Raw genomic sequence first — 17,735 nt, 5'->3', positions numbered from 1 at the left:
TCGCGGCCATGAGTCTTCGGGTGACGCTCGTCACGGCGGCACGCAGCTCCTCCCTGCTCGCCGAACGGTTCGACGACGACCGGCCACTGGACGAGGCTGGCTGGTACGAGGTGCAGCTCGCCGCGCCGGCGCTCATCCCGCTCGGCGCGGCCGAACTGCGCTACTGCTCCCCGACCCCGCGCAGCCGTGCCACCGGCACCGCCCTCGGCTACGCGCCGCTCGTCCAGCCCGCGCTGCGCGACTGCGACATGGGCCGCTGGCGGGGCCTCACCCTCGCCGAGGTCGCCGCCCTCGAGCCGGCCGCCGTCGACGCCTGGCTCACCGACGCCCGCACCGCCCCGCACGGCGGCGAACCACTCCTCGCCTTCATCACCCGGATAGGGAGCTGGCTCGACACCCGCCCCGCCGACGACGGCGCCATCGTCGCCGTCGCCGAACCCTCCGTCGTACGGGCCGCCCTCGTGTACGCCCTGAAGGCACCGCCCGCCACCTACTGGAACGTCGATGTGCGCCCCCTCTCCACCATCACCCTGACCGGTCGCCCCGGCCTCTGGCACCTCCAGCTCGCCACCGCCCCGCGCTGATCCGCACGTGCCAGGGGGAGCCGGCGGCCGCGACCGGCTAGCCTGAGAGCACGATGAACCGTTTGACCACGTCCTATGGCGCCTTCACGCTGACCCGCTTTCCCGAGGACCCGCGCGACCAACTGCGTGCCTGGGACGCGGCCGACGAGTACCTCCTGGGCCATCTGGCCGAGAGCGGTACCGACCTGTCCGGCACCGTCGCCGTCCTCGGCGACCGCTGGGGAGCCCTCGTCACCGCTCTACGGGCCGCCGGCACCGGCGAGCTCGTCCAGATCACCGACTCGTACCTCGGCGGGCAGGCCACGCGGGCCAACCTCGCGCGCGCCGGGGCCGCCCCGGACGCCGTCCGGCTGCTCACCACCCAGGACCCGCCGCCCGAGCGGATCGACGTCCTCCTCGTCCGCGTCCCCAAGAGCCTCGCGCTCCTGGAGGACCAGCTGCACCGGCTGGCACCCGCCGTGCACGAGGGCACCGTGATCGTCGGCACCGGCATGGTCAAGGAGATCCACACCTCCACCCTCCGTCTCTTCGAGCGGATCCTCGGACCGACCCGCACCTCGCTCGCGGTGAAGAAGGCCCGGCTGATCCACACCACCCCCGACCCCGCGACCTCTCCGCGCCCCAACCCCTGGCCGCACCGGTACGACCTGCCTGCGGACACCCCCGCGCCCGGTCTCCCCGGGCTGACCGTCACCAACCACGCCGGTGTCTTCTGCGCCGACCGCCTCGACGTCGGCACCCGCTTCTTCCTCGCCAACCTGCCCGGCGGCCTCGGCCGGGCCCGCGTCGCCGACCTCGGCTGCGGCAACGGCGTGGTCGGTCTCGCCATCGCCCTCTCCGAACCCGACGCGGAGCTGATCTTCACCGACGAGTCGTACCCGGCGGTCGCCTCGGCCGAGGAGAACTGGCGCGCCCACGTGGGCGACGGGCGCAAGGCCGAGTTCCTCGTCGGCGACGGGCTCACCGACCTGCCCGCCGGCTCCGTGGACCTCGTCCTCAACAACCCGCCGTTCCACAGCCACCAGGCCACCACCGACCGCACGGCCCGCCGCATGTTCACCGACGCGCGGCGCGCGCTGCGGCCCGGCGGCGAGCTGTGGGTCATCGGCAACCGCCACCTCGGCTACCACGTCACCCTCCGCCGGATCTTCGGCAACAGCGAACTCGTCGCGAGCGACGCCAAGTTCGTGGTCCTGCGAGCGGTGCGGACGGCGTAGGGCGTACCCGAACCCGCGCATGGGTCATCTTTCCCAGGTGCGGGAGCACAGGACCCGTCGGGATCGGCGACGGTGACGCCGTACTCGTCCCAGTACGGCGTACGCGGCGAGTGCCCGCGCGTCAGCGCTCGGGAAAGGCCAGGTCGAGCGTCCGTACCCGGTCCACGCCCGTGGTGACGCAGAGGGCGACGATCCGGTCCTGGCGCAGGGTGAACGCCACCGCCGAGACCGGTCGACCGGCGACGAAGGCGACCGCTCCGACGGCCCCGTCGACCAGCGCCGGCCGCGACACGTCCGCGAACCGCGCGAACTCCGCCGCCCGCTCGGCGACGGCCGGGGCACCGTGGACCGGGCCGCGCTCGGACCAGGCGATCACGTCCGGGTCGAGGACGGCGGCGAGGGTACGGGCGTCACGCGCGCGTGCGGCCGTCAGGAACCGTTCCACGACCGCCCGCTGCCGGCCCACGTCACCCTCGGTACGGGCCGCCGCGCCGCCCCGGACCCGCTCCCGGGCCCGCCGGGCGAGCCGCGTCACCGTCTCGGGGGAATCCCCGGTGATCCGCGCCGTCTCGTGGGGCGGCAGCCCGAACACGTCGTGCAGGACGTAGACGGTCCGCTCGTCCGCCGTGAGGGACTCCATGACGACGAACAGCGCGAGCCACAGGGAGTCGACTCGACTCCCGCCCGACCCGTCACCCAGAACCGGCCCGTCAGCCCTGTCAGCCCCGTCACCGCCGCCTGACCCGTCACCCCCGCCCGGCCCATCGCCCCCGGCCGCCCGTCCGCTCGACCGGCGTTCCTGGAGCCCCCGTACACACTCCCGCCCCACCAACGCCGTCAGCCACGCCGTCACCGATGCCGACCCGTCCTCCCGCTCCAGACCGGCCCGCGCCGCCGTGAGTGCGGCCTCCGCCTCGGCCCGCGAACCCGTCATCCGCAGGGCCACGCGCCGCAGTTCTTCCTCGTGGGCGTGGAAGCGCCCGGTCAGGGCGGTCAGGAAGGTGTCGTCGGGCATGGCGCCTCACTCCTCGTCGGGTCCGTCACCGCGTTGACGCGAGGGGTCACCGGGATGTGACATGCCACGCGGAAAGGCCGGCCCGACGCGAGGAGCGTCGAGCCGGCCTTCCTGGGGTGTCGAGCCTGCCACTCGAAGAGAGCGTCGAGCAGCGGGTCAGTCCGTGCCGAACTCCATCGCGGCGCGGTCCAGCATCTCGTCGTCGTCCGAGACCTCGCCGCGGGAGGCGATGGCCTCGGCGCCGCCCTCCGGCATGGAGCCGATCAGCCCGGTCGCGGCCGCTTGGGCGGCACCGATGGCGGGGTTGGAGGTGCCGATCAGCCCGAGGCCGGCGTACTGCTCCAGCTTGGCGCGGGAGTCGGCGATGTCGAGGTTGCGCATGGTGAGCTGGCCGATCCGGTCCGCCGGGCCGAAGGCCGAGTCCTCGGTGCGCTCCATGGACAGTTTGTCCGGGTGGTAGCTGAACGCCGGGCCCGTGGTGTCGAGGAGCGAGTAGTCCTCGCCGCGCCGCAGCCGCAGCGTCACCTCGCCGGTGACGGCCGCGCCCACCCAGCGCTGGAGGGACTCGCGGACCATCAGCGCCTGCGGGTCCAGCCACCGGCCCTCGTACATGAGCCGGCCGAGGCGCCGTCCCTCGTTGTGGTACTGCGCGAGGGTGTCCTCGTTGTGGATCGCGTTGACGAGGCGCTCGTACGCCGCGTGCAGCAGGGCCATGCCGGGCGCCTCGTAGATGCCGCGGCTCTTGGCCTCGATGATCCGGTTCTCGATCTGGTCCGACATGCCCATGCCGTGGCGGCCGCCGATGGCGTTGGCCTCCATGACGAGGTCGACGGGGGAGGAGAACTCCTTGCCGTTGATGGTCACCGGGCGGCCCTGGTCGAAGCCGATGGTGACGTCCTCGGTGGCGATCTCGACCGAGGGGTCCCAGAAACGGACGCCCATGATCGGCTCGACGGTCTCCACGCCGGTGTTCAGGTGCTCCAGGGTCTTCGCCTCATGGGTGGCGCCCCAGATGTTGGCGTCGGTGGAGTACGCCTTCTCGGTGCTGTCGCGGTAGGGCAGCTCGTGGGCGAGCAGCCACTCCGACATCTCCTTGCGGCCGCCGAGTTCGGTCACGAAGTCCGTGTCCAGCCAGGGCTTGTAGATCCGCAGGTGCGGGTTGGCGAGCAGGCCGTAGCGGTAGAACCGCTCGATGTCGTTGCCCTTGAAGGTCGAGCCGTCGCCCCAGATCTGGACGTCGTCCTCGAGCATCGCCCGGACGAGGAGGGTGCCGGTGACGGCACGGCCGAGCGGTGTGGTGTTGAAGTAGGCGCGGCCGCCGGAGCGGATGTGGAACGCCCCGCAGGTGAGTGCGGCAAGGCCCTCCTCGACCAGCGCCGCACGGCAGTCGACCAGGCGCGCGATCTCGGCACCGTAGGCCTTGGCGCGGCCGGGCACCGAGGCGATGTCGGGCTCGTCGTACTGGCCGATGTCGGCGGTGTAGGTGCACGGGATGGCGCCCTTGTCGCGCATCCATGCGACCGCGACGGAGGTGTCGAGGCCGCCGGAGAAGGCGATGCCGACGCGCTCGCCGGCGGGCAGGGAGGTGAGGACCTTGGACATAGGAAGAGTATGCATCATTGCGCATGGTCATGCAAAGGGGTGTCGATGGAGGATACGGAACCGCCAGGACGCCGGGGGAGCAGCAGTGGGGTCGCGAGAAGCAGTACGCCGGCCAGGCCGATCGCCGTACGCGGGCCGAGCAGGCCGCCCAGCACGCCCCAGACGGCCGTCAGGAGCGCGGTCGAGGCCTTGGTCGTCACCGCCCAGGCGGACAGCGTCCGGGCGGCCCGGGCGGCCGTGGTGCGCTCCAGCCGGTAGGTGGCGGAGACGGGGTTGAAGACCCCGCAGCAGAAGATGAGCCCGAACTCGACGCCCATCACAAGCAGCAGCCCTCCCGTCCCCGGCCCGAGGAAGGCCAGGCCGAGGGGCCACAGCGCGCGCGTGCTCCCGGCCACGAGCAAGACCCGGCGCTGCCCGAACCTGGTGACGAGCGGCCGGGCCAGCCGCGCCCCGAGCAGCCCGCCGATCGACGGCGCGGCGAACGCGAGGCCGTACTGCCACGGCGCGAACCCGAGCCGGCCGAGCATCAGGACGGCCAGCAGCGGCTGCATGGCCATCACCAGGCCGTTGAACACGGCGGTGTTGAGGAACAGTGGACGCAGCATCGCGTCGGCGAGGATGTACCGCCAGCCGTCGAGCAGATCCCCGGCCCGCATGCGCGCGGCCTCCCGACGCTCGGGCGGCGGCTCCTGCCCGCCCATCGCGCGGATGCCCAGCGCGGAGAGCAGGTGGCTGACCGCGTCGGCCACCACCGTCGCCACCGGACCGAGGAGCCCGATCACCGCGCCGCCCAGCGGCGGGCCGATGATCGTGGTCGTCCAGGCCGTGGACTCGAACCGGGCGTTGGCGACGAGCAGGTCCTCGGCCGGCAGCAGCGTCTTCAGGTACGCGCCGGAGGCCGCGCGGAAGGTGATGTCGCCCGCCGCGACGACGACCGAGACCAGCAGGAGCTGGAGGAAGGTGAGCACGCCGAGCGCGAACGCGGCGGGGATCGTCAGCAGCGCCGCGAACCGCGCCAGGTCCATCGCGATCAGCACCGGCCGTTTGCGGCGGAACTCCACCCACGGGCCGAGCGGCACCGCCACGGCCGCCCCCACCGCGGCCCCCACGGAGGCGAGCGCGGCGACCTCGGCCGGCCCGGCGCCCAGCACCTGGACGGCGATCAGCGGGAACGCGCCGAAGGCGAGCCAGGTGCCGAGCGCGCTCGTCCCGTACGCCCCCCAGAGCCACCCGAACCGCGCCCCCAGCCGCCCCCCGAGCAGCCGCCCCCACCCCGCCCCCATCCGGCGCCCCCTCCACATGCCAGGCCCCCTCACCCGCACAACCGATCCGCGACCGGAAGCAGCCCGGCAGCATGTCAAAAAGCGACAACCGGCAGCATCAAAGCGGCCAGAAACCCGTGGATCAAACAACCGCAGGCACCCCCACCCACAACCACAGGTTGTACGCCCACCCACAACCACAGGTTGTACTGCCAGGCTCACGGCTACGCTGTCGACATGGACCTCGACGCCGTCCGGACGTTCGCCGCCGCCGCCGACGCCGGACAGTTCCAGGAGGCCGCCGCCGAGCTGGCGATCACCCAGCAGGCGGTCTCCAAGCGCATCGCCGCACTGGAGCGCGACCTCGGTGTGCGGCTGTTCACCCGCACCGCGCGCGGCGCCGAGCTCACCATCGACGGGCAGGCGTTCCTGCCCCACGCGCGTGAGCTGCTGCGCGTCGCCGAGCGTGCGGTCGCGTCCGTGCGCCCCGGCCACCGTCCGCTGCGCGTGGACGTGATCGCCTCACGCGTCGCGCCGTCGGGCCTGATGCGCGGCTTCCACCGCGCCCACCCCGAGATCGAACTCGACGTGGTGATGCTGTTCGACATCGAGAGGGCCGTCGCCGCGCTCCGGTCCGGTGAGATCGACGCGTCCTTCCGCGCCGTCGCCCCGCCCGGCCGGCCCCTTCCCGACGACATCCGGTCCGTACGGGTCCTCGACGAGCCCCTTCAGCTGCTCACCGGCCCCGCCCACGTCCTCGCGGGCGCCCGGTCGGTGCCCCTCGCCCGCCTCGCCGGGCACCGGATCTGGATGCCCGGCATCGTTCCCGGTACCGAGTGGGCCGCCTACTACGACGACCTCGTCGCCGAGTTCGGTCTCACCATCGAGGCGACAGGCCCCAACTTCGGCTCCGACGCGCTCCTCGACACCGTCGCCGACACCCCGGCCCTGGCCACCTTCATGGGTGAGCAGACCCGCCTGGTCTGGCCCGCCGGCCACGGCCTGCGCCGCATCCCGGTGACCGACCCGACACCCGTGTATCCGCACTCGCTGCTCTGGCACCGCGACAACCCCCACCCGGCCCTCGCCGCCCTCCGCTCCCACCTCGCCTCGACCCCGGCGACACCCACCGGCCCCGGCGCCGCCGGGACCTGGATGCCGGGCTGGGTGATCCCTGATCCCCTCCGCGCGTCCGCCGACAGACCCACGCCCCCAGGAGACCTCGTTGCATAAAAGTGCGGCGAGACGTATAGTCATGCCATCCATGAGGAGGATTTTCGATGACGGTACGCGTAGCAGTGGCGGGTGCGAGCGGATACGCGGGCGGTGAGCTCCTGCGCCTGCTCCTCACCCACCCCCACGTGGAGATCGGCGCCCTGACGGGCCACTCCAACGCCGGTCAGCGGCTCGGGGCGCTCCAGCCCCACCTGCTGCCGCTCGCCGACCGCGTCCTCGTGCCCACGACCGCCGACGAGCTCGCCGGGCACGACGTCGTCTTCCTCGCCCTGCCGCACGGACAGTCCGCCGCCGTCGCCGAGCAGCTCGGACCTGACGTCCTCGTCGTCGACATGGGCGCCGACTTCCGGCTCGTGGAGCCCGCCGACTGGGAGACGTACTACGGCTCCCCGCACGCCGGGACCTGGCCCTACGGGCTCCCCGAACTCCCGGGTGCCCGCGCCGCCCTCGAAGGGTCCAAGCGCGTCGCGGTGCCCGGCTGCTACCCCACCGCCGTCTCGCTCGCGCTCTTCCCGGCGTACGCGAACGGGCTCGCCGAGCCCGAGGCCGTGATCGTCGCCGCCTCCGGTACCTCCGGCGCCGGCAAGGCCGCCAAGCCGCACCTCCTCGGCAGCGAGGTCATGGGCAGCATGTCGCCGTACGGCGTCGGCGGCGGCCACCGGCACACCCCCGAGATGATCCAGAACCTCAGCGGACCGGCGGGGGAGCGGGTCACCGTCTCCTTCACGCCGACCCTGGCGCCGATGCCCCGCGGCATCCTCGCCACCTGCACCGCCGCCGCGAAGCCGGGCGTCACCGCCGAGACCGTACGGGCCGCCTACGAGAAGGCCTTCGCGGACGAGCCCTTCGTCCACCTGCTCCCCGAGGGCCAGTGGCCGGCGACGGCGTCCGTCTACGGTTCCAACGCCGTTCAGGTGCAGGTCACGTACGACGCGGCGGCGAACCGGATCATCGCCATCAGCGCCATCGACAATCTCACCAAGGGCACCGCCGGCGGCGCGGTGCAGAGCATGAACATCGCCCTGGGCCTCCCCGAGGACACCGGACTTTCCACGATTGGAGTTGCGCCGTGAGCGTGACCGCAGCGAAGGGATTCACGGCGGCGGGCATCGCAGCCGGGATCAAGCAGAACGGCAACCCGGACCTGGCCCTCGTGGTCAACACCGGGCCCCGCCGCGCCGCCGCGGGAGTCTTCACCTCCAACCGCGTCAAGGCCGCCCCCGTCGTCTGGTCCCAGCAGGTCCTCGCCGACGGCGAACTGACCGCCGTCGTCCTCAACTCCGGCGGCGCCAACGCCTGCACCGGACCGAAGGGCTTCCAGGACACCCACGCCACCGCCGAGAAGGTCGCCGAGGTCCTGAGCGCGCAGGGCACCGACGTCGGCGCCGGCGAGGTCGCCGTCGCCTCCACCGGCCTCATCGGCCTCCTGCTCCCCATGGACAAGCTCCTCCCCGGCGTCGAGAAGGCCGCGGCCGAACTCTCCGAGCACGGCGGCGAGAAGGCGGCCATCGCCATCAAGACCACCGACACCGTCCACAAGACCTCCGTGGTCACCAAGGAGGACGGGGCGGACGGCGGCTGGACGGTCGGCGGCATGGCGAAGGGCGCCGGCATGCTCGCCCCCGGCCTCGCCACCATGCTCGTCGTCCTCACCACCGACGCCGACGTCGACGCCGAGGGTCTCGACAGCGCGCTCCGGGGCGCCACCCGCGTCACCTTCGACCGGGTCGACTCCGACGGCTGCATGTCCACCAACGACACCGTCCTCCTCCTCGCCTCCGGTGCCTCCGGCGTCACCCCCTCGCAGGACGCGTTCACCGATGCCGTACGGGCCGTCTGCGACGATCTCGCCCGCCAGCTGATCGGCGACGCCGAGGGTGCCAGCAAGGACATCCGTATCGAGGTGGTCAACGCGGCCACCGAGGACGACGCCGTCGAGGTGGGCCGGTCCATCGCCCGCAACAACCTCCTCAAGTGCGCCATCCACGGCGAGGACCCCAACTGGGGCCGGGTGCTCTCCGCCATCGGCACCACGCGGGCGGCCTTCGAGCCCGACGAGCTCAACGTCGCCATCAACGGCGTGTGGGTCTGCAAGAACGGCTCCGTCGGCGAGGACCGCGACCTCGTCGACATGCGCTACCGCGAGGTCACCATCACCGCCGACCTCGCCGCCGGCTCCGAGTCCGCCGTCATCTGGGCGAACGACCTGACCGCCGACTACGTCCACGAGAACAGCGCGTACTCGTCATGAGCGACCCCGAGAACCCCGCGGGCGCGCCGGCCGAGAGCACGACCCGCAAGCACAAGGCCCTCCCCAAGGCGCAGATCCTCATCGAGGCCCTGCCCTGGCTGACCCGCCACAACGGGAAGACCGTCGTCATCAAGTTCGGCGGCAACGCCATGATCGACGAGGAGCTCAAGGCCGCCTTCGCCCAGGACGTCGTCTTCCTGCGCCAGGCCGGTCTCAAGCCGGTCGTCGTGCACGGCGGCGGCCCCCAGATCAGCGCCGCCCTCGACCGGCACGGCATCGTCAGCGAGTTCAAGGCCGGCCTGCGGGTCACCACCGAGGACGCCATGGACGTCGTACGGATGGTCCTCGCCGGCCAGGTCCAGCGTGAGCTCGTCGGGCTCCTCAACCAGCACGGCCCGCTCGCCGTCGGCCTCACCGGCGAGGACGCCCACACCATCAGCGCCACCCGGCACCGGCCGATGGTCGGCGGCGAGCAGATCGACATCGGCCGGGTCGGTGAGATCACCGCCATCGACACCGGCGCCATCCAGGCGCTCCTGGAGGACGGCCGGATCCCGGTCATCTCCTCCATCGCCCGTTCCCAGGACGACGGACATGTCTACAACGTCAATGCTGATACGGCGGCTGCGGCACTCGCTGCGGCGCTTGGCGCCGAGACGCTGATGGTCCTGACCGACGTCGAGGGCCTCTACGAAGACTGGCCGAACAGCGACGAGGTCATCAGCAGGCTCACCGCGAGCCAGCTGGAGAAGCTGCTGCCCGAGCTCTCCAGCGGCATGGTCCCCAAGATGGAGGGCTGCCTGCACGCCGTACGGAACGGGGTCACCACGGCCCGTGTGATCGACGGCCGGGTCCAGCACTCGATCCTGCTGGAGATCTTCACCGACGAGGGCATCGGCACGATGGTCGTGCCGGACGGACAGGGGGACCGATGAGCGGCACCGGGAACGAGCAGCTGACCCAGCGGTGGCAGGGCTCGCTCATGGACAACTACGGCACTCCCCGGCTGCCGCTCGTCCGCGGTGAGGGCGCCACGGTGTGGGACGCCGACGGGAACGCGTACCTGGACTTCGTCGGCGGCATCGCCGTCAACGCCCTCGGCCACGGCCACCCGGCGATCGTCGAGGCCGTCACCCGGCAGATCCAGAGCCTCGGCCACGTCTCCAACCTCTTCGTCGCCGAGCCGCCCGTCGCCCTCGCCGAGAAGCTCCTCGCCCTCTTCGGCCGGCCCGGCAAGGTCTTCTTCTGCAACTCGGGCGCCGAGGCCAACGAGGCCGCGTTCAAGATCGGCCGGCTCACCGGCAGGTCCCACATGGTCGCCACCGAGGGCGGCTTCCACGGCCGGACCATGGGTGCCCTCGCGCTCACCGGCCAGCCCGGCAAGCAGACCCCGTTCCTGCCGCTGCCCGGCGACGTCACCCACGTCCCGTACGGCGACGCGGAGGCGCTGCGCGCCGCGGTCACCGAGGACACCGCCCTCGTGATCATCGAGCCGATCCAGGGCGAGAACGGCGTCGTCGTGCCGCCCCCCGGCTACCTCGAGGCCGCCCGGGAGATCACCCGCGCCACCGGCACCCTCCTCGTCCTCGACGAGGTGCAGACCGGTGTCGGCCGCTGCGGCCACTGGTTCGAGTACCAGGCCCACGAGGGCGTGGAGCCGGATCTCGTCACCCTCGCCAAGGGCCTCGGCGGCGGTCTTCCGCTCGGCGCGACCATCGCGTTCGGCCCCGCCGCCGAACTCTTCGCGCCCGGCCACCACGGCACCACCTTCGGCGGCAACCCGGTCGCCTGCGCCGCCGGCCTCGCCGTCCTCGACACTCTCGGCGCCGACGCGGCCCTCGACCACGTGAAGGCGGTCGGGGAGCGGCTCCGGCAGGGAATCGAGGGTCTGGGGCACCCGCTGGTCTCCCACGTCCGTGGTGCCGGCCTCCTCCTGGGTATCGTGCTCACGGAGTCCCTCGCACCCCAGGTGCAGCAGGCGGCTCAGGACGCCGGCCTCCTGGTGAACGCGCCCGCCCCCGATGTCGTACGGATCATGCCTCCGCTGGTCCTCACCGACGCCGAGGCGGACGCATTCCTCCGGGCCCTGCCCGGGGTTCTCGACGTGGCGAACGGGCAAGGACGAACCGGAGAATGAGACGACGATGACCGACGCGCAGGAAAACGAGCACGGCGGGCCGTCCGTTCCGCAAACCCGTACCGCACGCCACCGCAGGATCGTCGACATCCTCAACCGGCAGCCGGTGCGCTCGCAGAGCCAGCTCGCCAAGCTCCTCAGTGACGACGGGCTGAGCGTCACCCAGGCGACGCTCTCCCGCGACCTCGACGAGCTGGGTGCGGTGAAGATCCGCAACACCGGCGGCGAGTTGATCTACGCGGTGCCGAGCGAGGGCGGATTCCGCACCCCGCAGGCCCCGCTGGGCGAGTCCGCCAAGGAGGAGCGGATGCGGCGTCTCTCCGGCGAACTGCTGATCGCCGCCGAGGCGTCCGCGAACCTGGTGGTCCTGCGGACCCCGCCGGGCGCCGCCCAGTTCCTCGCGTCGGCCATCGACCAGGCCGAACTCCACGCGATCCTCGGCACGATCGCGGGTGACGACACCCTGCTGCTCATCAGCCGTGACCCGGCGGGCGGCCAGGCACTCGCCGACCACCTGCTGAAGCTGGCGCAGAAGTAGCCCGGCGCGACCCCGCCTGAGTAGCCCGGCGCGACCCCGCCTGCCGACGCCGATGTGCGTCCGGCACGCGGGGGCAGCGCCGCGAGGGGCTAACCGGCGGGCAGCGGCGCCGGCTGCGGCTGCGGCGGCAGGGGCAGCGGCAGCGCGGGCAGCCCGTCGAGGCTGGTCGCGATGTGGTCCTTGCGCATGCAGTACGCGTTGAACTCGTCGTCCGTCTTCCGGTTGAAGTACTCGGCGTGCAACGACCGTTCCTCCTGGTACTCCATCAGCGGGACGGCGAATCCGCAGGAGTCGCTGACCCGCCGCGCGTGCACCAGGACGATCGCCCGCGCGCTGCCCTGCCCCTCCACGGCCTCCGCCGGGAACCGCGCGAACAGCTCCCCCCACCGCGGGTCGTCCCGCAGCACGGCCTCCCCGTCCCCGTGCACCCGCACCACGGTCGGAGGCCCGGAGAACGCGGTCCACATGAGAGTGATCCGCCCGTTGCCCGGCTCCCGCAGATGCGCGATCGTCTCGGCGCTGCTCCCGCCGAAGTCCACGTAGGCGAGGGTCAGTTCGTCGAGCACCACGAGGGTGCCTCGTCGCCCCTTGGGAGAGAGATTGACGTGCCCGTCGCCGGAGAGGGGAGCGGTGGCGGTGAAGTACACCGGCTGCTCCTCGATGAAGGCACGGAGCCGTCCGTCAATACGTTCGTATGTTTTTCCCATGCCTCGCATTCTGCTCTCTCCGCCCCCTCCGAAGGTAACCGCGTCTCAAGTCCCGGCCTGTGGCGTGCGGTTACGGACGGCCTGTGAGACCGAGGACGCGCAGCACCCACGCGCGCGCGGAGAGGGTGCGGGCTCCGTCGGCCGCGGGCGGGTCCCGGGGGGCCGGATCGTCGTGCGGGATCGGGCCCCCTGGGGCCGGATCCGCGAGGGGTCGCGGGTGGAGGGCACCGGCCGGGACGTGATCGGCCCAGGGACGCAGCGCCTTCGCGACCTCGCGCACGACCCGCGGTGAACCGTCGTCGAGCAGCGGTACGAGTCGCTCGGGACGAACGGCGTCCAGGAGGCGCAGTCCCGCCACCGCCCCGGCCCGCACCTCGGGCCGCTCGTGCCCGATGAGCGCCCAGAGCGTGGGCGTGTCCGTGGCCCGGTCTCCGCACTCGGCGAGGCCTCGCGGCGCGTGAGGGGGTATCCCGGGTGAGGCGCCGGGCTCTGTCGCGCAGGCCGCCCGGTACAGCGGCAGCGGTTCGGTCGCCGCCTGCCGCAGTACGTATCGGGCGCAGGCGCGTACCAGAGCTGAGCGGTCGTACAGGAACGGTTCTGCCTCCCCGGCGCGGCCCGCCCGCCGCAGCCCCGTGACCCCCGCCGCCCGCACCCGGCCCGGCCGGGCGGCCAGCAAGGAGGCGAGTACGGCCGGGTCGGGTGGGTCCCCGGCGCCGGCGAGGGCCGCGTTCGTACAGAGGTCCTGGACGATGACGTCAGGGTCGCGGGCGGCGATCGTCGCGAGCCGGGCGGGGGAGAGGAGCCCGCGCTCGACGGCGATCCGGTGGGCGAGCCGCCGCACCGCTCGGTCCCCGCTCGCCAGCAGGACGGTGATCCCGGACGCGTGCCCTTCCCGCAGGGCCCGGGTCAGCATCTCGCGCGCGGCGTCGCCGCGCAGCCGGTCTCCCGCCCGGAGGGCGACCGCCATGAGGATGCCGAGAACCTCGGGCGTGACCCCCGGCAGCTCTTCGCGGAGCACGGCGCGTGCCCGCCCCCGAACGGGAGCGGCCCAGTCGGAACAACGGATGACGACGAGGGGGAGGAGGCCGGGGAAGCGGGGAAGGTGTCCGAGCGCGGCCTCCCTGATCCGCCCGTCGGGGCCGCACAGGGCGAGGGCTAGTTCCTCGGAGGTCGGCGCGTGCTCGGCTTCGCCGGAGAGCCACACACGGGTCGGCGGGACGCCGCTGTCCCTGCGGATGAGGGTCCGGATGTCCTCGTCCAGCGCGATCCACGCACGCGCGTCGCCCTCTCCGAGGAGGCAGGTGAGGTCGCGCAGGACTCCGTCGAACGTGCTGCTCGGCATGGCCGGAGCCTAGGCCCGGGCAGGGCCGTCCGCCTCCGAATATCGGCCCGCCCTCGGGTGACGCACACGCGGCGACCCGCGTTGACAAAACATACGGAGGATTGCATAGTTATGCTGTCATCGACATCTTCGCCCTCCCCGCGAAGACGGCGGTATACCCACCCTCCTGAGGAGCAGCAGCTGTGAGCAGCAACAACGGTGACGTCCGGCTCTGGGGCGGACGGTTCGCCGACGGCCCCGCCGAGGCCCTGGCGAAGCTGTCCGCGTCGGTCCACTTCGACTGGCGTCTCGCGCCCTACGACATCGCCGGTTCCCGGGCCCACGCGCGCGTGCTGCACAAGGCCGGGCTGCTCACCGAGGACGAGCTGAGCCGCATGCTCACCGGCCTCGACCTCCTCGAGGCCGACGTCGCCGACGGCTCCTTCGTCGGCACCATCGCCGACGAGGACGTCCACACCGCCCTGGAGCGGGGCCTCCTGGAGCGCCTCGGCCCGGACCTCGGCGGCAAGCTGCGCGCCGGCCGGTCCCGGAACGACCAGGTCGCCACCCTCTTCCGGATGTACCTGCGCGACCACGCCCGGATCATCGGCGGCCTCGTCGCCGACCTCCAGGACGCGCTCGTCGGCCTCGCCGAGGCGCACCCGGACGTCGCCATGCCCGGCCGTACGCACCTCCAGCACGCCCAGCCGGTGCTCTTCGCCCACCATGTCCTCGCCCACGCCCAGTCCCTCTCCCGGGACGCCGAGCGGCTGCGGCAGTGGGACACCCGGACGGCGGTCTCCCCGTACGGCTCCGGCGCCCTCGCGGGTTCCTCGCTCGGGCTCGACCCGGAGGCGGTCGCCAAGGACCTGGGCTTCGAGCGCGGCTCGGTCGGCAACTCGATCGACGGCACGGCCTCCCGTGACTTCGTCGCCGAGTTCGCCTTCATCACCGCGATGATCGGGATCAACCTCTCCCGGATCGCGGAGGAGATCATCATCTGGAACACGAAGGAGTTCTCCTTCGTGACGCTGCACGACGCCTTCTCCACCGGCTCGTCGATCATGCCGCAGAAGAAGAACCCGGACATCGCCGAGCTGGCCCGGGGCAAGTCGGGCCGTCTCATCGGCAACCTCAGCGGCCTCCTCGCCACCCTCAAGGCCCTCCCGCTCGCCTACAACCGGGACCTCCAGGAGGACAAGGAGCCGGTCTTCGACTCCTGCGACCAGCTGGAGGTCCTGCTGCCCGCCTTCACCGGCATGATGGCCACGCTCACCGTCCACCGGGAGCGCATGGAGGAGCTGGCCCCGGCCGGCTTCTCGCTCGCGACGGACATCGCGGAGTGGCTGGTCAGGCAGGGCGTGCCGTTCCGGGTGGCGCACGAGGTGGCCGGCGAGTGCGTGAAGGTCGCCGAGTCGGAGGGCAAGGAGCTGGACGAGCTCACGGACGAGCAGTTCGCCAAGATCTCCGAGCACCTCACCCCGGAGGTCCGCACGGTCCTCGACGTCCCGGGCGCCCTCGCCTCCCGAAACGGCCGCGGCGGCACCGCCCCCTCGGCGGTCGCCACCCAGCTGGTGGAGGTCAAGGCGGACCTGGTCATCCAGCACGCCTGGGCCGAGGCCAAGAAGTAGGTCGTACGACCCTCGCGGCGCCGCCGCCCTCCTTCACGGGAGGGCGGCGGCGCCCTTTTCGGTCCCAAGGATGAGACATTCATGTCTCATCCGGTGTATGGTTGTCTCATGTCAGTCGATCGCACCCAGGTGCTCCGCGCCGCCGCCGCCCTGCTCACCCGCAAGGCGACCGCCACCATGGACGAGGTCGCGCGGGCCGCCGGGATCGGGCGGGCCACCCTGCACCGGCAGTTCGCCGGGCGGGACGCCCTGGTGCGGGCGCTCGAGGAGCTCGGGCTCCAGGAGCTCGAGGCGGCCCTCGACCGGGCCGGGCTCGACGAAGGGCCCGAGGACGCGGCCGTACGCCGGCTCGTCGCCGAGGTGGAGCCCGTCGGACCCCTGCTGTCGTTCCTCGTCACCGAGAACCAGCTCTTCGAGGGCGACCAGGTCAACGAAGGCTGGGCCCGCCTCGACGCCCGGGTCTCCGCGCTGTTCCGGCGCGGCCAGGAGAACGGCGTCTTCCGGATCGATCTGACCCCCGCCTGGCTCACCGAGGCCTTCTACGGGCTCGTCGGTTCCGGCGCCTGGGCCGTGCAGGACGGCCGGGTCGCCGCCAAGGATTTCCAGTACATGATCGCCGAGCTGATGCTCGGCGGAGCGCGCAGGAGCGTGGAGAAGTGACCACCAGTACCTTCAGGACCGCGGGCCATACCGAGGGCGTGCGCCGCCCCGGCCGGTGGCTCGCCCTCTCCGTACTCGTCCTGGCCGTCCTCCTCGTGGCGGTCGACGCCACCGTGCTCGGACTCGCCACCCCCTTCCTCTCCGAGGACCTGGAGCCCTCGGGCAACCAGCTCCTCTGGATCGGTGACGTCTACTCCTTCGTCATCGCCGGACTCCTGGTCTCCATGGGCAGCCTCGGCGACCGCATCGGCCGCAAGAAGCTGCTCCTGATCGGCGCCACCGCCTTCGGCGCGGTCTCCGTGCTGAACGCCTACGCGACCAGCCCCGAGATGATGATCGTGGCCCGCGCGCTGCTCGGCGTCGCCGGCGCGACCCTGATGCCGTCCACCCTGGCGCTCATCCGCAACCTCTTCCACGACCCGCGCGAGCGCAGCCTCGCCATCGGCATCTGGGGTGCCATGGCCTCGGCCGGCGCCGCCGTCGGACCGGTCGTCGGAGGGTTCCTCCTGGAGCACTTCTGGTGGGGTTCGGTCTTCCTCATCAACCTGCCCGTCATGGCCGTCCTCGTCCTCGTCGGGATCAAGCTGATCCCCGAGTCGAAGAACCCGAACCCCGGCCCCTGGGACCTGCCCAGCGTCGCGCTCTCCCTCGTCGGCATGATCGGCCTGGTCTACGCGATCAAGGAACTGGCCTCCCACGGCCCGTCCCTCGACGCGGGCCTCGCCGCCCTCGCCGGCGCCGCCGCCCTGACCTGGTTCGTCCGCAGGCAGCTGACCCTGCCCGCGCCGGTCCTGGACATGCGCCTCTTCCGCCACCGTGGCTTCTCCGGCGCCGTCCTCGCCGACCTGCTGACCATCCTCGGCCTCTCCGGCCTGGTGTTCTTCCTGTCGCAGTTCTTCCAGCTGGTCCAGGGACGGCAGCCGCTGGAGGCCGGACTCGCCGAGCTGCCCGCCGCCGTCGGCGCCGTCACGGCCGGTCTGATCGCGGGCACGGTGGCCCGCCGCTTCTCCGTGCGGGCCGTGGTGGCCGGCGGGCTCGCGGCGGTCGGCCTCTCCCTCGCCGTACTGACGACGCTCGACCAGCACACCGGCTACCCGCTGCTCGGAGCGGCCCTGCTCGTCGTCGGCGTGGGCGCCGGATTCGCCTTCACCGTCACCGCCGACGTGATCCTCTCCAGCGTCCCGAAGGAACAGGCCGGATCCGCCTCCGCCGTCTCCGAGACCGCGTACGAACTGGGCGCCGCGCTCGGCATCGCCGTCCTCGGCTCCATCGTGACCGGTGTCTACCGGGGCTTCGCCACCCCCGCCGGTGTCCCCTCCGGCGTCGCGTCCGCCGCCCACGAGTCGCTCGGCGGCGCGGTCGAGGCCTCCGGCGCCCTCGCCCCGGACACGGCGACGGCCCTGGTGTCGGCCGCGCAGGAGGCGTTCGTCGAGGGCCTGCGGATCGCGGCCGGCGTCGGCGCGGCGGTCCTCCTCGCGACGGCGGTCGCGGCCTGGTTCCTGCTCAGGGGCCAGAAGCTGGAGGACGGCGTCGAGCACTGACGACCCGCCAGGACGACCGTGCCCCGTACAGCT

Annotated in this window: 16 protein-coding genes; 11 read left to right on the top strand and 5 right to left on the bottom strand. The window is 72.5% G+C overall.

Annotated elements, in window-relative coordinates:
• Window positions 1-8: 8 nt before the first annotated feature.
• Both ACIRB7_RS20610 and ACIRB7_RS20605 read left to right on the top strand, forming a co-directional pair.
• On the top strand, window positions 9-584 hold the full coding sequence (locus ACIRB7_RS20610) for a histidine phosphatase family protein (protein ID WP_403600443.1): 576 nt from the start codon (window positions 9-11) through the stop codon (window positions 582-584).
• 53 nt (window positions 585-637) lie between these two features.
• The gene (locus ACIRB7_RS20605; protein ID WP_403600440.1) at window positions 638-1,801 is read left to right on the top strand and encodes a methyltransferase; all 1,164 of its coding nucleotides are present in this window, start codon (window positions 638-640) and stop codon (window positions 1,799-1,801) included.
• 121 nt (window positions 1,802-1,922) lie between these two features.
• Here ACIRB7_RS20605 and ACIRB7_RS20600 read toward each other — a convergent pair whose 3' ends face one another.
• From ACIRB7_RS20600 to ACIRB7_RS20590, 3 genes are all read right to left on the bottom strand, one after another.
• Entirely contained in the window at window positions 1,923-2,816 is an 894-nt protein-coding gene (locus ACIRB7_RS20600) for a sigma factor-like helix-turn-helix DNA-binding protein (RefSeq protein ID WP_403600437.1), read from the bottom strand.
• A 156-nt stretch (window positions 2,817-2,972) separates the two neighbouring features.
• Window positions 2,973-4,418, bottom strand: a complete 1,446-nt coding sequence (gene argG, locus ACIRB7_RS20595; RefSeq protein ID WP_403600434.1) for an argininosuccinate synthase — start codon at window positions 4,416-4,418, stop codon at window positions 2,973-2,975.
• 14 nt (window positions 4,419-4,432) lie between these two features.
• Window positions 4,433-5,701: an MFS transporter gene (locus ACIRB7_RS20590; protein WP_403600431.1), complete on the bottom strand. Its 1,269-nt coding sequence runs from the start codon at window positions 5,699-5,701 to the stop codon at window positions 4,433-4,435.
• Window positions 5,702-5,917: 216 nt separating this feature from the next.
• Between ACIRB7_RS20590 and ACIRB7_RS20585 the strand changes: the two genes are divergently transcribed.
• From ACIRB7_RS20585 to ACIRB7_RS20560, 6 genes are read left to right on the top strand one after another with little or no spacing between them, the layout of a single operon-like run.
• On the top strand, window positions 5,918-6,913 hold the full coding sequence (locus ACIRB7_RS20585; RefSeq protein ID WP_403600428.1) for a LysR family transcriptional regulator: 996 nt from the start codon (window positions 5,918-5,920) through the stop codon (window positions 6,911-6,913).
• Between the two features lie 47 nt (window positions 6,914-6,960).
• Entirely contained in the window at window positions 6,961-7,989 is a 1,029-nt protein-coding gene (argC, locus tag ACIRB7_RS20580; RefSeq protein ID WP_403600425.1) for an N-acetyl-gamma-glutamyl-phosphate reductase, read from the top strand.
• Window positions 7,986-9,167: a bifunctional glutamate N-acetyltransferase/amino-acid acetyltransferase ArgJ gene (gene argJ, locus ACIRB7_RS20575; protein ID WP_403600422.1), complete on the top strand. Its 1,182-nt coding sequence runs from the start codon at window positions 7,986-7,988 to the stop codon at window positions 9,165-9,167. Before argC ends, argJ begins: the two co-directional genes overlap by 4 nt.
• Window positions 9,164-10,102, top strand: coding sequence for an acetylglutamate kinase (argB, locus tag ACIRB7_RS20570; RefSeq protein WP_403600419.1), 939 nt, complete (start codon window positions 9,164-9,166; stop codon window positions 10,100-10,102). The genes argJ and argB overlap by 4 nt, the downstream gene beginning before the upstream one ends.
• The gene (locus tag ACIRB7_RS20565; RefSeq protein WP_403600416.1) at window positions 10,099-11,304 is read left to right on the top strand and encodes an acetylornithine transaminase; all 1,206 of its coding nucleotides are present in this window, start codon (window positions 10,099-10,101) and stop codon (window positions 11,302-11,304) included. The genes argB and ACIRB7_RS20565 overlap by 4 nt, the downstream gene beginning before the upstream one ends.
• 7 nt (window positions 11,305-11,311) lie before the next feature.
• On the top strand, window positions 11,312-11,842 hold the full coding sequence (locus ACIRB7_RS20560) for an arginine repressor (RefSeq protein WP_351216320.1): 531 nt from the start codon (window positions 11,312-11,314) through the stop codon (window positions 11,840-11,842).
• 89 nt (window positions 11,843-11,931) lie between these two features.
• On the opposite strand, the gene ACIRB7_RS20555 is transcribed toward ACIRB7_RS20560, so the two are convergent.
• Entirely contained in the window at window positions 11,932-12,549 is a 618-nt protein-coding gene (locus ACIRB7_RS20555) for a pyridoxamine 5'-phosphate oxidase family protein (RefSeq protein WP_403600412.1), read from the bottom strand.
• Between the two features lie 70 nt (window positions 12,550-12,619).
• Window positions 12,620-13,891, bottom strand: a complete 1,272-nt coding sequence (locus ACIRB7_RS20550) for a hypothetical protein (RefSeq protein ID WP_403600409.1) — start codon at window positions 13,889-13,891, stop codon at window positions 12,620-12,622.
• Window positions 13,892-14,073: 182 nt separating this feature from the next.
• On the opposite strand from ACIRB7_RS20550, the gene argH reads away from it, so the two are divergent.
• The 3 genes from argH (at window position 14,074) to ACIRB7_RS20535 (ending at window position 17,702) form a co-directional block, all read left to right on the top strand.
• Window positions 14,074-15,501 (top strand): argininosuccinate lyase, encoded by a 1,428-nt coding sequence (gene argH / locus ACIRB7_RS20545; protein WP_403600406.1) that lies wholly within the window; start codon window positions 14,074-14,076, stop codon window positions 15,499-15,501.
• A 108-nt stretch (window positions 15,502-15,609) separates the two neighbouring features.
• Window positions 15,610-16,161, top strand: coding sequence for a TetR/AcrR family transcriptional regulator (locus tag ACIRB7_RS20540; RefSeq protein ID WP_403600404.1), 552 nt, complete (start codon window positions 15,610-15,612; stop codon window positions 16,159-16,161).
• Window positions 16,158-17,702, top strand: coding sequence for an MFS transporter (locus ACIRB7_RS20535; protein WP_403600401.1), 1,545 nt, complete (start codon window positions 16,158-16,160; stop codon window positions 17,700-17,702). The genes ACIRB7_RS20540 and ACIRB7_RS20535 overlap by 4 nt, the downstream gene beginning before the upstream one ends.
• The last annotated feature ends 33 nt before the right edge of the window (window positions 17,703-17,735 follow it).

The organism is Streptomyces sp. NPDC093795 (assembly GCF_044764665.1).
Lineage (GTDB): Bacteria > Actinomycetota > Actinomycetes > Streptomycetales > Streptomycetaceae > Streptomyces.
The sequence above is the reverse complement of the archived record's forward strand: the minus strand, read 5'-3'. Positions and strand labels throughout refer to the sequence as shown.

Excerpts from the sequence above, each read along its gene's own strand:
- ACIRB7_RS20585 (WP_403600428.1), top strand. The coding sequence starts at position 5,918 with ATGGACCTCGACGCCGTCCGGACGTTCGCCGCCGCCGCCGACGCCGGA.
- ACIRB7_RS20600 (WP_403600437.1), bottom strand. The coding sequence starts at position 2,816 with ATGCCCGACGACACCTTCCTGACCGCCCTGACCGGGCGCTTCCACGCC.
- ACIRB7_RS20540 (WP_403600404.1), top strand. The coding sequence starts at position 15,610 with ATGTCAGTCGATCGCACCCAGGTGCTCCGCGCCGCCGCCGCCCTGCTC.
- ACIRB7_RS20560 (WP_351216320.1), top strand. The coding sequence starts at position 11,312 with ATGACCGACGCGCAGGAAAACGAGCACGGCGGGCCGTCCGTTCCGCAA.
- ACIRB7_RS20605 (WP_403600440.1), top strand. The coding sequence starts at position 638 with ATGAACCGTTTGACCACGTCCTATGGCGCCTTCACGCTGACCCGCTTT.
- ACIRB7_RS20590 (WP_403600431.1), bottom strand. The coding sequence starts at position 5,701 with ATGGGGGCGGGGTGGGGGCGGCTGCTCGGGGGGCGGCTGGGGGCGCGG.
- ACIRB7_RS20565 (WP_403600416.1), top strand. The coding sequence starts at position 10,099 with ATGAGCGGCACCGGGAACGAGCAGCTGACCCAGCGGTGGCAGGGCTCG.
- argG (WP_403600434.1), bottom strand. The coding sequence starts at position 4,418 with ATGTCCAAGGTCCTCACCTCCCTGCCCGCCGGCGAGCGCGTCGGCATC.
- argC (WP_403600425.1), top strand. The coding sequence starts at position 6,961 with ATGACGGTACGCGTAGCAGTGGCGGGTGCGAGCGGATACGCGGGCGGT.
- ACIRB7_RS20555 (WP_403600412.1), bottom strand. The coding sequence starts at position 12,549 with ATGGGAAAAACATACGAACGTATTGACGGACGGCTCCGTGCCTTCATC.
- ACIRB7_RS20610 (WP_403600443.1), top strand. The coding sequence starts at position 9 with ATGAGTCTTCGGGTGACGCTCGTCACGGCGGCACGCAGCTCCTCCCTG.
- argB (WP_403600419.1), top strand. The coding sequence starts at position 9,164 with ATGAGCGACCCCGAGAACCCCGCGGGCGCGCCGGCCGAGAGCACGACC.
- ACIRB7_RS20550 (WP_403600409.1), bottom strand. The coding sequence starts at position 13,891 with ATGCCGAGCAGCACGTTCGACGGAGTCCTGCGCGACCTCACCTGCCTC.